The organism is Shewanella sedimentimangrovi, assembly GCF_017354965.1.
Lineage (GTDB): Bacteria > Pseudomonadota > Gammaproteobacteria > Enterobacterales > Shewanellaceae > Shewanella > Shewanella cyperi.
In genome coordinates, this window is record NZ_CP071502.1 from 1851847 (window position 1) to 1864127 (window position 12281).

Sequence of the window (12281 nt, forward strand, 5' to 3'; positions counted from 1 at the left end):
GGCAGGCCGCCAGTCGAGGAAGCATACATGACAGATCTTAGCGATATTCGCCGCGAATATACCAAGGGCGGTTTACGCCGGGCGGAGTTGCCTGCCGAGCCCATGTCCCTGTTTGAAAAATGGATGGAGCAGGCCAAGGAGGCCGAGCTGTCCGACCCCACCGCCATGTGTGTGGCCACAGTGGACGAAAACGGCCAACCATTCCAGCGCATAGTGTTACTCAAAAGATTCGATGAGCGCGGTTTTGTCTTCTTTACCAACCTCGGCAGTCGCAAGGCCCAACAATTGGCACAAAACGCCCACATCAGCCTGCTGTTTCCCTGGCATCCACTGGAGCGGCAGGTGGCCGTGACCGGCATCGCCGAGCAGTTATCCAATGCCGAGGTGCTGAAGTACTTTGTCACCCGCCCCAAGGAGAGCCAGATTGCCGCCTGGGTGTCCAATCAGTCCAGTAAGCTGAGTGCCCGCCAGGTGCTGGAAGCCAAGTTCATGGAAATGAAACAAAAGTTTGCCAAGGGTGAGGTGCCCTTGCCCTCATTCTGGGGTGGCTATCTGGTTAAGCCCGACAGCATTGAATTCTGGCAGGGCGGCGAGCACAGGCTCCATGACAGATTCCTATATAGCCGTCAGGGCCAGGGCTGGGAAATCAGCCGTCTGGCCCCCTGACATCCGGCTCATATACGCTGAGTTATATGACAGTCACGTTTTCGGCCTGGGGGCCTTTTTGTCCCGCAACCAGGCTGAAACTGACTTTCTGACCTTCTTTCAGTGTTTTGCGTCCATTACCATTAATGGCACGGAAATGCACAAACACGTCCGTGGCATTTTCCATGCTGAGAAATCCAAAACCCTTTTCGTCGTTGAACCACTTAACTGTGCCAATAACCTGTTGATTTGACATAACAACCTCTAAGTTTGAGAAAATCGGTAGCAGTTTAGCCAGCTTATGTTGCAGCATCTTGACAGTCAGAGCGGCAATCCCAGCGGGCCAAGAAGAAATACGGGCACAAGTTTCCGGATCTGCTAAATTAAGTGTTTGGTTCCAAAAGTATTAATGAAGGATATGCTATGAAAGCTACACTCACGGCTCTGCTATTGGCTACGGGGACGTCTCTGGTGACCATGGCATCGGCACATGCTGGGCCCTGGCACAGTGTGCAGCATAAGTCGGTAATAAGTTTTGTATCTATAAAGAAAGGCGATGTGGCCGAGGTGCACGATTTCGGCGAATTTAAGGCGCAATTGGACGGCAAGGGGCACTTTGAGCTCGAAATAGCCCTGAGCTCGGTGCGTACCGGCCTTGAGCAGCGGGACGAGCGCATGAAAAGCATGCTGTTTGAGGTGGCGCAATTCCCAACCGTTTCGCTCAAGGCCAAGGTGGAAATGAGTGAGCTTGAGGACCTGGCAGTGGGGGCCGTGAAAATGCTGGCACTGGATGCTGAGTTGAGTATGCATGGCATGCAGGCCAATAAGAAAATCACCCTGGCACTGGCCAAATTGTCCGATTCCAGAATAATCGCCAGCAGTAGTGCACCCGTGATAGTCAATGGCGACGAATTTGGGTTCGCGGGCGGTATTGAAAAGCTGCGCCAGGTGGCCGGGCTTTCCGCTATTAGTCTCGCAGTTCCGGTTAACTTCGTGCTGACACTGGAAAAATAACCCGGGATTAGTGCAAACTGTTCCATACTCATTTACAGGTTGCCCATGACGGCAACCTGGTACCAAGGGCTGAGCAACGGGTTCCGACATGGTTACTGATAAAGATGGATATGTGCACCTCATTCAATATCTCACCGAGAATTTGGGGCTGTTTGAGACCCCTGAAGGCACGGGATTGGCCGACGAGACCGTGATGGAGCTGTTTGAGGAGCAATTGTCTGCTCAAATTATCATGGTCTGTGGACAGAACCCGGCGTTGAATTTTGCCCAGCGCAATATGATTATTCGGGAGATCGATGCCATTGTGTACGATCTCGAAGAAATCCTCGCCAATGTCGGCGGTAAAAAGGCGACACCTGAGCAGACACTTTTTATTACCGAGTTTTCGGGCCTGATTAAAAATCTGTTTGATCAGGAAATCTCCAAGCTGTTACACGCCTGAAATAACAAACGCTTACACTTAGCTTAAGCCTGCCGCTTGCCCCCGAGATATTGATTCACTAGCGTCAAAGATAGGGGAATTCAACGGAGGGGACAGCTTTGTCTGCTGCTATTGCTCATTGCCGCATGCTGTGCAAACAACTGTGGCTGTCTTCATCCAATGTCAGACCATGGCTGATTTATGGTTTGTTGCTGCTGTTTTGGTATTTGCTGACATTGTTTCAGCACCACAGCTTCGAGATGGGCTGGGGCCTGGTCGCCCTGGTGATAAGCTTGCCCTTTGTTCCCTTTGTGATGGTTTATTTGCTGCTGGAACTGCGCCGACATTGGTTGTTGCTTCGACGGGCAACGGGACGGAGCCGACACAGATATTTGCTGTACGGCTTGATTGAACTCATACTTATTGTGCTGTTTTTGATGCAGTTTGTATAAGGCACTCACCGAGGGAGAGGTCGGGCTATGTTCAGTATTCTTGAGGAAAATGCCAGTGAAGTGCTCACCGTTATTGTCAGTGACAGGGTCACGGGTGAGGATTTTGAGCAGGTGCTGTTGCCGGCAATAGACGCCAAACTGAAAGATCATGCCAGTATCGAGTTGCTGTTTGATATCGAAGATAGTTGCCAGGGCTTTAGCCTGACCTCGGTTTGGATGGACGCTTTGTTGGCCCTGTTCCATGCCGGCGATGTGAGCCGGGTCGCTATCCTGGTGGATAGGCCGGGGCTTAAACTGTTGGCGCAGGCCCAGGCGTTGTTCATGCCCTGGCCCGTGGCCATCTATCCGCGCCACCGCAAGGGGGATGCCAGGAAATGGCTGGGTCTCACTGCCGCCTGAGAGGGGATGCTACTCAGGTTGCGATTGTGGCAGCTTGCACAGCAGTTGCAGGCCTTGCTGGGTATCCGCAATGATGGTCCCGCCAACCACAGCAGTAAACCAGGCAGTCAGTGACTGCAGCGGATTGTCTTCATTTTCCCTGTCAGACAAGATTGAATTGTCCTTGAGTCCCACGAGCCTGGGGCAGGACAGTTGCAACTGCTGCTGATTGCACTCCAGCGTCCATTGGCTGGCTGATCTGTTTTTGGCGAACTCCGCCATCAGCTCAAACAGACAAAAACACAATAACGTCAGATGCCAGGGATTGATATGTAACTTAAGATCATCGTTATAGCGGCATGTCAGTTGAATGCCCAATTGTTGCCAACGGTTTGATTGCGATTGTTGCAACAAGGACAGTACCTCATCCAGCAGCACAGGTTTGGTGTCCTGTTGTACTCCCACTATCCGGTATATCAGTCGCAACTGGTCTCCCTGTGCCGTGACCCCTTGCTTGAGCAGGGCCGGATCATTAAAACTGTGCGACATGAGAGTGTCTTGTCTTTGCATCAGCTGACGGACAAGCGCCGTTAGCCAATGCTTGAGCATAGTGTCTTCCCAGCGGGCCAGTCGGTTTTGGCCGGCCTCGACTTGGTTTTGCCGCTGCAGTTGGTCTTTTTTCTGCTCCATGGCCTGAATTTCGCTGGACAGTGCTTTGATCTGCAACTCGCAGCCTTGCAATTTGGAGTGCAGCAGCTGCTGCTCCTGTTGCAGTTTGAGTTCGGCCCGCCGTCTGTGTTGGATATCAAAAGCTATGGTACCGACAGCCTGTATGGCACCTTCTTCGTCGGCAATGGCAAACTTGGTCATCTGAAAGCGTTTTTCTCCGTGGAGGGTGGGTAAGGGCTCTTCCACTTGAATGGCTCCTCCCTGATTCAATACCCGCAGATCGTTATCCCGATAAATATTGGCCAAATCCCGGGCAAACAGTTGCTGATCCGTGCTGCCAAGCAGTCGCGGCCGCTCAATACCCAGGGTTTCGCAATACTTGTCATTTACCAACAGGTAGCGTCCCTGGGTATCTTTGATATAGATAAGATTGGGCGTCGACTTCAGCAGCGCATTCAATTGATCCCGATAGCGCAGCAGCTCTTGCTGCGCCTCCTTTTGCACTTCGATTTGCTGCTCAAGTGCCAGGTTACTGGCATCGAGACTGGCCATGGTGATCTCCAATTGTCGGGTACGGCTGACAAAGGCCGATGCCAGGGTGCCTATTTCATCCTGAAAGCTTCTTGAGACAAGCTCCAGTGTGGCGGGCTGATTGTTTTTCAGGGCCTGAACCATGGCCACCAGTGGCCGGATCAGCAGTTTGTGCTGGGCCCCGAAAAGTACCATCAGGGCCACAAGCTGAACCAGGATAAGCCACAGACCGGCCTGGCCAATCAGCAGCAAGGCTTCTTCACGCAGGGATGACTGGGGAGTGACTGTGACGACTTTCCAAAAGGTATCAGGCATTAAAAATACGGAATACTGGGCGGGTTCGTCGAGCATGGGGTCCCTTGCCATCGACAAGGTGCCCAGCAAAGTTGCACTGCGCGGCCATTGGCGGCCGCTGGCATTGAGCAGCGCCCGGAACAAGGCCTGCTGTTTTTTGGGGACCCCTTGCGGCAAATCGTCAAACCGAGCCGGACCGGCACCCGCTATTTCCTGCTCGATAAAGCGACTATCTGTATCCGCTATCAGCGACTGCAGCGGGTTGAATTCCGCGGCCAGGCTATCCAATTCCTGTGGTTGTTGGGCGCTCAATTCCGGTCCCTTGGGAGCGGCTATCAAGCGGTTGAAGGAGTCGAATACCATCAGATAGCCGCCAAGTCCCTCCGTTTCCTGCAGCAGCCATTGCTCCAGTCCCCGAAGGCTGACGTCAACGGTGGCCGTACCCAGGAAAGCGTGTTGCTGCCACATGGGCACAGACGCTGTGACCATGGCTTCCTTGCTGAATCTGTCTATGTAGGCCGGCGACCAGAGCACCCTACCTGCGGGGAAGAGCCTGAGGGGAGCAAACCAAATTTCCTGGTGATAATCCGCCTGTTGCTCACTGTTATAACCAGAGTTGGGCTGAAGTATGCCGAGCGCATCTCTTGCCCAAAACAGCTGGGGGCCGCCGGTCTCGTTGTTGTTTGTACTATCGGGCCAGATCCCGCCCCCGGCAATCAAACGTTGGTCGCCCGGAAAATTGAGCATGTGGGGTACGGTATTGGCCAGCAGGGCGTGGTTGGCCCTATTGATGCCGGCCATTTCGGCGGTGGCAATGGTGAGGGTGTTAATCTGGGTGGTCAGCTGGGTTAATTTGGCCACCATTAACTGGCCATAGCTGAGATTCAGGTTTAACTCTTGTCTGCGCCTGTCATCCTTTTGAACCTGCAACACTATGCCTATGGTGGCGACCAACATCAGGGTTGCCACCAGGCTTTGCAAGAGCCCAAGCCGAAAGGGCAGACTGTGCCGCCAGCGGGGAAGGGGGGATGTGATCAGGCCGTTTTTGGGCATAGCAATGGGCTTTAGCGCTTATTCATTATAAATCAATCTGTTTCAGTCTATCTGGTTTACGGACACTTGCCACAATTTGTCATGATTTGCGAAAGTCACAGGAGCAAAAAAAAGGGCGCAAACTGCGCCCTTTAGTCTTACGGGTTAAAGCTTTAACCCGACCAACAGCTGGTCCAACTGCTCGGCGGTGGCATGCAATTCGTCGCAGCCTGATACCGACTGGTTTGCCGATTGCTCCACATCGTGGGATTGATTGCGTATTTCCATCAGATTGGTGGCAATCTCATTGGCGACCGCAGATTGCTCCTCGGCGGAGGTGGCGATAAGCACGCTCATCTCGAACACCTTGGCACTGTGTTCAGAGATGCTCTTGAGATCTTCACCGGTTTTTATCACATGCTTTTTGCCTTCTTCGGCCTGCTCAACCGTGCGCGACATGACCTGGGTCAGGTTGCGGGAACCGGACTGCAGCGCCTCGATCATGGACTTAATTTCCACCGTTGCTGCCTGGGTACGACCGGCCAGGGTGCGCACCTCGTCGGCGACCACGGCAAAGCCGCGGCCTTGCTCACCGGCGCGGGCGGCCTCGATGGCAGCGTTCAGTGCCAACAGGTTGGTCTGCTCTGAAATGGCGTTGATTGTGGTCACCACCTCATCAATCTTGCTGGCGTTTTCGTTAAGCACAGTGACCGCGGCTGAGGCATTGGCAATTTCATTGGACAGCTGGCCAATGGATTGTACCGTGGTGGCTATGTCGCGGGAGCCGGCATTTACCTGCTGATTGGCTTCCTGGGTTTCGGTGGAAGACTGTTCGGCATTGTGTGCCACTTCACGCACCGCTGCCGTCATTTCTTCCATGGCGGTGGCCAGGGAGTCAAGATGTTGCCTTTGGTGTGCGGCCAGAGATTGCCCCTGTTTGGCATTGGTTCGGAAGCCTTCGACCACGTTTCTTATCTGGTCTGTTGCCTGGGCAATGCTTTTCACCAATTTGTGCTGTCGCTCGACCAGGGTGTCTATGCTGATGGCAAGAATACTGAACTCGTCCTTGACCTGGAAAAAGTTAAGCCTGCCGGTCAGATCGCCATCCGCAGCGCGTTTAAGGGCCATGACAGTGGTATAAAGGGCGCCACCGACAAAGGTGGAAATGTAATAGCTGAACATGATGATCACAAACAGCACAACGGCAATGGCACCAAACACAAAGGCCGCATCATCATTGGCGCTGACGGCCATTTTTTTCCGATCCAGTGTCACTATGGTCAAGGTGTCGGCACCATTGAGGGCACTGACGGCTCTCAAGGTTTGGCCCTTGTCATCGACGCCACCACCGCTGCGGGCCAAATTGGCCGCACGGCCATCGGCCTGATCCGCGCTCAGGATCTGAGTGTTGCCATCCAACCCGGTGAGAAAATCCTGCTTTTTATCTTCCGGCAGATTGGCCAGTGCCGCTTCGGCCACCTGATTGATTCGATCGGCCATCATCCTGGCCTGCTGAATTTGAACCTGCTCCATGGTCCCGCTGAATTTACTGTCCAATGCCAGCGCCAACCCCACCAGCAGCACTATGGGGACAACGGCGAGAATGGCAAACTTGGTTTTTAACGTCATATGGATAAGGTATTTATCTATCCAACGGAATTTTACTTCTTTCATGGTGGCCCCTATGGCAGTCGCGGTTGTCTGAGACTTATCGGTTATTCGGTTCGTTTCTTTATGCCGCATTGCGCTTTAGTGTTTGAATGTACAATTATTGTGCTGATTATTTTTTTTAAACGGTCGCAGCGGTAGTGTACGGCTGACAGTTTACATTCGGCTAACATAGTCTGCCAATCCCGGTTACCAACGTCTGTGATTCAGCCTAAAAAAACACCAGTGTCTGCAAAAAATTAATATGGCTTAACACACGATTTTTTCAGGCAAAAAGGCCGAATTCCCCCTAGTCAAAGCCGCATAGGTCACGTAGAATTTCCCTCTTTTGATTTGTTTTGGCTATTAAGCTTAGGGCACTAATGTCAAAAAGCCCTTCGGCGATGCCGGAAGGCGTGTTTGCAGTGGAAAATAAGATGCAGCAACTAACCGAGATAGTAGAGCAGGCGTTGGCCGCCATTGATGCGGCCGCCGATCTGAAAGCGCTGGATGATATCCGGGTGGACTTTTTGGGTAAAAAAGGCCGGATCACCGACATGATGAAGATGATGGCCACTCTCAGTGCCGAGGAAAAGCCCGCCTTTGGTCAGGCAGTGAACGACGCCAAGCAAGCGGTGCAGCACAAGTTGGGTGAGCGCATTGATGGCCTGCGCGCTGCTGAATTGGAAGCCAAGCTGGTATCCGAAAAAGTGGACGTGACCTTGCCCGGCCGCACCATGGACAATGGCGGTTTGCATCCTGTTACCCGCACCATAGAGCGCATCGAAGCCTTCTTCGGTGAGCTGGGCTTCACCGTGAAGCAAGGGCCCGAAATCGAGGATGATTTCCATAACTTCGATGCACTGAACATTTCCGAGCATCATCCGGCCCGTGCCGATCACGACACCTTTTATTTCAATCCCAAGCTGATGTTGCGTACGCAAACCTCAGGGGTGCAGATCCGCACTATGGAAACCGAGAAGCCGCCACTGCGGATCATCTCCCCCGGACGTGTGTATCGCAATGACTACGACATGACCCATACGCCCATGTTCCATCAGGTTGAAGGCCTGCTGGTGGACGAGCATGTCAATTTTGCCGAGCTTAAGGGCATACTGCATGATTTTCTGCGCAACTTCTTCGAGCAGGATCTGCAAGTGCGTTTCCGTCCTTCCTACTTCCCCTTCACCGAGCCTTCTGCCGAAGTGGACGTGATGGGCAAAAACGGCAAATGGCTGGAAGTGCTCGGCTGCGGCATGGTGCATCCCAATGTGCTGCGTAGTGTCGGCATCGATCCCGAAAAATACTCGGGTTTTGCCTTTGGTATGGGGGTCGAGCGCCTGACCATGCTGCGCTATGGCGTTAACGATTTGCGCGCATTCTTCGAGAATGACCTGCGTTTCCTCAAGCAATTCAAATAACGGAGCATGCTGTAAATGAAATTTAGTGAATCCTGGCTCCGCGAGTGGGTCAACCCGGCCATTGACCGTGATGCATTGGCCCATCAAATTACCATGGCCGGTCTGGAAGTGGACGGCATCGAAGCCGTTGCCGGTGACTTTTCCGGTGTAGTCGTGGGTGAAGTGGTCGAATGCGGCCAGCATCCCGATGCCGACAAACTGCGGGTGACCAAGGTGAATGTCGGTGGCGCCGAGCTTATTGATATAGTCTGTGGTGCTCCAAACTGCCGTCAGGGCCTGAAAGTGGCCGTGGCCATGGTGGGCGCTGTGCTGCCGGGCGATTTTAAAATCAAGAAGGCTAAGCTCCGTGGCCAACCTTCTGAAGGCATGCTGTGTTCCTACAGCGAGCTTGGCATTGATATCGAGAGCGATGGCATCATTGAACTGCCGCTCGATGCGCCGCTGGGCACAGATCTGCGTCAATACCTGAATCTGGATGACGCTGTTATCGAAGTGGATTTAACCGCAAACCGCGCCGACTGCCTTGGCATGGTGGGTCTGGCCCGCGAAGTGGGCGTACTGAACCGTGTCAACGTCGTTGAGCCCAGCTGGCAGCCGGCAGAAACCGGTTGTCAGGATGCCATGGACATCAAGCTATCTGCACCTGAGTCCTGCCCCCGTTATCTGGGACGTGTTGTGCGCAATGTGAATGTCAACGCCAAGACCCCTGACTGGATGGTAGAGAAACTGCGTCGCAGCGGTATCCGTTCTATCGATCCCATAGTGGATATCACCAACTTTGTGCTGGTGGAATTTGGTCAGCCGATGCATGCCTTTGATTTGAGCAAAATTGATGGTCACATCGATGTGCGCCTGGGCAATGGCGAAGAGCAGCTGACGCTGCTTGATGGCACCGAAATTACCGTTCCGACCGATACCCTGGTTATTGCCGACAACAGCAAGCCGCTGGCGCTGGCCGGTGTCTTCGGTGGTCTGGATTCGGGCGTCAGCGATACCACAACGGATATTTTGCTTGAATGTGCCTTCTTCGCGCCGCTTGCCATCATGGGCAAGGCTCGTCGTTTGGGACTGCATACCGACTCGTCCCACCGATTTGAGCGTGGTGTGGATCCCGAGCTGCAACACAAGGTCATGGACCGGGCGACTCGCCTGGTGCTGGATATCTGTGGTGGTGAGGCAGGTCCCGTGGTTGAGGCCAAGTCAGAGGCTCATCTGCCCAAGCCTTGTCGCATTACCCTGCGTCGCAGCAAACTCGACCGTATCCTGGGCCATCAGATCCCCGATGCCGATGTCAGCGAAATCCTGACCCGTCTGGGCTTTGGCGTAGTGGCAGGCGAGGGCGAATGGCAGGTAACTACCGCCAGTTATCGTTTTGACATGGCCATCGAAGAGGACCTGATTGAGGAAGTTGCCCGTATCTACGGTTACAACAATATCCCCAACAAGGCTCCGGTTGCGGCATTGCGTATGTCCGATCATCAGGAAGCCGCCATCAGCCTGAGCAAGGTTCGCTCAATGTTGGTCGCCCGAGGTTTCCAGGAAGCCATTACCTACAGCTTTGTCGATCCCAAGCTGCAGGAACTGGTGCACCCGGGTGAGCAGGCCATGGTGTTGCCTAACCCGATTTCCAGTGAAATGTCGGCCATGCGCCTGTCCATGTTCACCGGATTGTTGACTGCTGTTGGCCACAATCAGGCCCGTCAACAGGCTCGAGTACGTCTTTTTGAAACTGGTTTGCGCTTTGTCCCTGATGCACAAGCAGAATCCGGCGTAAGGCAGCAAGCCATGCTGGGCGCGGTGATCGCGGGTCCAAGAAGCGATGAACATTGGTCGATGGAGACGAAAACCGTTGATTTCTTCGATCTTAAAGGTGATTTGGAAGCCATTATCGGCTTGACAGTTTCCGTATCAGAATTTAGCTTTAAAGAAGCACGTCATCCGGGGCTGCATCCAGGCCAATGTGCTGAAATATTGAGAAATGATCGAGTCATAGGTTACATAGGTGCGATTCATCCTGCCCTTGAGAAGCCTTTTGGACTCAATGGTAAAACGATAGTGTTTGAGCTGGAATTGGATGCCCTGTTGCATGCCAATTTGCCACAAGCCCAGGCTATTTCTAAGTTCCCGGCAAACCGCCGAGACATCGCTGTAGTGGTCGATGAAACCGTCCCAGCAGCCGATGTGATGAATTTAATAAGAAAAGTTGGCGAAAATCAGTTGGTTGGCTTAAACTTGTTCGATGTATACCAGGGTAAAGGTGTTGAACCCGGCAAAAAGAGCCTGGCAATCGCACTGACGTTACAAGACAACACTCGCACACTTGAAGATAAAGAGATTGCAGAGGCGGTAGACACTGTGGTTTCAGCACTCAAGTCCGAGTTCAACGCATCGTTGAGGGATTAAAGTATGGCACTTACCAAGGCCGAAATGGCAGAGCATCTTTTTGAAACGCTTGGTATCAACAAGCGTGTTGCCAAAGAGATGGTTGAAGCGTTCTTCGAGGAAATCCGTGGCGCGCTGGAAAGTGGTGAGCAGGTCAAATTATCCGGTTTTGGCAATTTTGACCTCAGGGACAAAAACCAAAGACCCGGTCGGAATCCAAAAACCGGTGAAGACATTCCAATTTCTGCCCGTCGCGTGGTGACTTTCCGCCCGGGACAGAAACTGAAGAGCCGCGTAGAAACGGCAAATTCAGACAAATAACACGGGTTTGAGTCCGAGGCAAAGCCACTCTAGGGGAGTGGCTTTGCTTTTTCTATGACTGTCAGCGCTGAGGTGAAATTGAGCAGACAGACCAAATACTTCGATCGCCGCTTTTATTGGGGATTGGTGCACCCAAGATTATGGGGCACCTGGCTGGCCATTGGCTTGCTGTTAATGTTCGGCTTGCTGCCTGCTTGGGTTCGGGATCCGCTGGCCAAACTGCTGGCCAAAGGCGTTTTTCGTATAGCGAAGAAACCGTTAAAGGTTGCCAGAGCCAATCTCAAGGCCTGTTTTCCAGAGATGCCGGAGCCGCAGCTTAACCAGCTGCTGCGGGATAACGTCGACAATTTTGTGATGATTTTGCTGGGGCAGGCCGAACTGCTGATCAGAAGCAAAAGTTCCCTGCGAAAAAGAGTGCAGGTGACGGGGTTCGAGCATGTACAGGCTGCCAGGGCGGCCAATCAGCCCATCATATTTATCATGCCGCACGTTTGGGGAATAGATTACGCCGGACTGCGTCTTAATCTTGATTTACCCATGGTGACCATGGCCAAGGCCCACAGAAATGAGCTGTTCAATTGGTTTAACAACCGGGTGCGCAGTCGCATGGGTGGCCACGTGTACATGCGGGAGGCGGGGATCCGCGCCTTGTTGGCGGAATTGAAAAAGGGCAACAGCTTTTTCTACCTGCCGGATGAAGATCTTGGGCCCGATCAGAGTGTGTTCACGCCCTTTTTGGGCACCACCAAGGCAACCCTGCCTGTGGTCGGGCGCTTGGCTGCCGCCGGCAATGCCCAGGTGTTGCCGGTGAAAATTGGTTACGACAGCCAAAATCACAGATTTGAGCTGGGCATATTGCCGGCCATTGCCGCCGAAGATATGCAAGGCAAGGAAAACGAAGCTTTGGCCCTGAATAAGGCGGTAGAGCAGGTGATTCTGGCCTATCCTGAACAATATATGTGGTTTTTAAAGTTACTGCGGACCCGCCCCGAGGGCGAGCCCAGTATCTATAGCTGAAATTGCATAGCAAATCGTGCCTGGAATTCGCCAGGCGCGCATTGGGCGCATATACTC

12 protein-coding genes are annotated in these 12281 nt (G+C 53.1%); 9 read left to right on the plus strand and 3 right to left on the minus strand.

Annotated elements, in window-relative coordinates:
- Window positions 1-27 precede the first annotated feature (27 nt).
- Window positions 28-666: a pyridoxamine 5'-phosphate oxidase gene (pdxH, locus tag JYB85_RS07945; RefSeq protein WP_207381753.1), complete on the plus strand. Its 639-nt coding sequence runs from the start codon at window positions 28-30 to the stop codon at window positions 664-666.
- A gap of 22 nt (window positions 667-688) precedes the next feature.
- On the opposite strand, the gene JYB85_RS07950 is transcribed toward pdxH, so the two are convergent.
- On the minus strand, window positions 689-901 hold the full coding sequence (locus tag JYB85_RS07950; RefSeq protein WP_207322833.1) for a cold-shock protein: 213 nt from the start codon (window positions 899-901) through the stop codon (window positions 689-691).
- Window positions 902-1068: 167 nt separating this feature from the next.
- On the opposite strand from JYB85_RS07950, the gene JYB85_RS07955 reads away from it, so the two are divergent.
- From JYB85_RS07955 to JYB85_RS07970, 4 genes are all read left to right on the plus strand, one after another.
- Window positions 1069-1659, plus strand: a complete 591-nt coding sequence (locus JYB85_RS07955; RefSeq protein ID WP_207381754.1) for a YceI family protein — start codon at window positions 1069-1071, stop codon at window positions 1657-1659.
- Between the two features lie 88 nt (window positions 1660-1747).
- Window positions 1748-2101, plus strand: a complete 354-nt coding sequence (locus JYB85_RS07960) for a DUF3802 family protein (protein ID WP_207322835.1) — start codon at window positions 1748-1750, stop codon at window positions 2099-2101.
- Window positions 2102-2199: 98 nt separating this feature from the next.
- Window positions 2200-2532 carry a hypothetical protein gene (locus JYB85_RS07965; protein WP_207381755.1) on the plus strand — a complete coding sequence of 111 codons (333 nt, stop codon included), beginning with the start codon at window positions 2200-2202 and terminating at the stop codon, window positions 2530-2532.
- A gap of 27 nt (window positions 2533-2559) precedes the next feature.
- A complete protein-coding gene (locus JYB85_RS07970) occupies window positions 2560-2931 on the plus strand; it encodes a SpoIIAA family protein (RefSeq protein WP_207381756.1) in 372 nt (123 codons plus the stop codon).
- A 9-nt stretch (window positions 2932-2940) separates the two neighbouring features.
- On the opposite strand, the gene JYB85_RS07975 is transcribed toward JYB85_RS07970, so the two are convergent.
- Window positions 2941-5373, minus strand: a complete 2433-nt coding sequence (locus tag JYB85_RS07975; RefSeq protein ID WP_207381757.1) for a PAS domain-containing protein — start codon at window positions 5371-5373, stop codon at window positions 2941-2943.
- 228 nt (window positions 5374-5601) lie between these two features.
- Window positions 5602-7110 carry a methyl-accepting chemotaxis protein gene (locus tag JYB85_RS07980; protein WP_207381758.1) on the minus strand — a complete coding sequence of 503 codons (1509 nt, stop codon included), beginning with the start codon at window positions 7108-7110 and terminating at the stop codon, window positions 5602-5604.
- A 410-nt stretch (window positions 7111-7520) separates the two neighbouring features.
- On the opposite strand from JYB85_RS07980, the gene pheS reads away from it, so the two are divergent.
- The 4 genes from pheS to lpxM all read left to right on the plus strand — a co-directional run bounded on the left by pheS (window position 7521) and on the right by lpxM (window position 12224).
- Window positions 7521-8504, plus strand: a complete 984-nt coding sequence (pheS, locus tag JYB85_RS07985) for a phenylalanine--tRNA ligase subunit alpha (protein WP_207322840.1) — start codon at window positions 7521-7523, stop codon at window positions 8502-8504.
- Between the two features lie 15 nt (window positions 8505-8519).
- Window positions 8520-10907 (plus strand): phenylalanine--tRNA ligase subunit beta, encoded by a 2388-nt coding sequence (pheT, locus tag JYB85_RS07990; protein WP_207381759.1) that lies wholly within the window; start codon window positions 8520-8522, stop codon window positions 10905-10907.
- A gap of 3 nt (window positions 10908-10910) precedes the next feature.
- The gene (ihfA, locus tag JYB85_RS07995; protein WP_207322842.1) at window positions 10911-11207 is read left to right on the plus strand and encodes an integration host factor subunit alpha; all 297 of its coding nucleotides are present in this window, start codon (window positions 10911-10913) and stop codon (window positions 11205-11207) included.
- Between the two features lie 78 nt (window positions 11208-11285).
- Complete coding sequence (gene lpxM / locus JYB85_RS08000) at window positions 11286-12224, plus strand: lauroyl-Kdo(2)-lipid IV(A) myristoyltransferase (RefSeq protein WP_207381760.1); 939 nt, start codon at window positions 11286-11288, stop codon at window positions 12222-12224.
- Window positions 12225-12281 lie beyond the last annotated feature (57 nt).

Coding starts and splice junctions, on each gene's coding strand:
- JYB85_RS07970 (WP_207381756.1), top strand. CDS start 2,560: ATGTTCAGTATTCTTGAGGAAAATGCCAGTGAAGTGCTCACCGTTATT.
- JYB85_RS07980 (WP_207381758.1), bottom strand. CDS start 7,110: ATGAAAGAAGTAAAATTCCGTTGGATAGATAAATACCTTATCCATATG.
- pheS (WP_207322840.1), top strand. CDS start 7,521: ATGCAGCAACTAACCGAGATAGTAGAGCAGGCGTTGGCCGCCATTGAT.
- pheT (WP_207381759.1), top strand. CDS start 8,520: ATGAAATTTAGTGAATCCTGGCTCCGCGAGTGGGTCAACCCGGCCATT.
- JYB85_RS07955 (WP_207381754.1), top strand. CDS start 1,069: ATGAAAGCTACACTCACGGCTCTGCTATTGGCTACGGGGACGTCTCTG.
- JYB85_RS07950 (WP_207322833.1), bottom strand. CDS start 901: ATGTCAAATCAACAGGTTATTGGCACAGTTAAGTGGTTCAACGACGAA.
- ihfA (WP_207322842.1), top strand. CDS start 10,911: ATGGCACTTACCAAGGCCGAAATGGCAGAGCATCTTTTTGAAACGCTT.
- pdxH (WP_207381753.1), top strand. CDS start 28: ATGACAGATCTTAGCGATATTCGCCGCGAATATACCAAGGGCGGTTTA.
- JYB85_RS07960 (WP_207322835.1), top strand. CDS start 1,748: ATGGTTACTGATAAAGATGGATATGTGCACCTCATTCAATATCTCACC.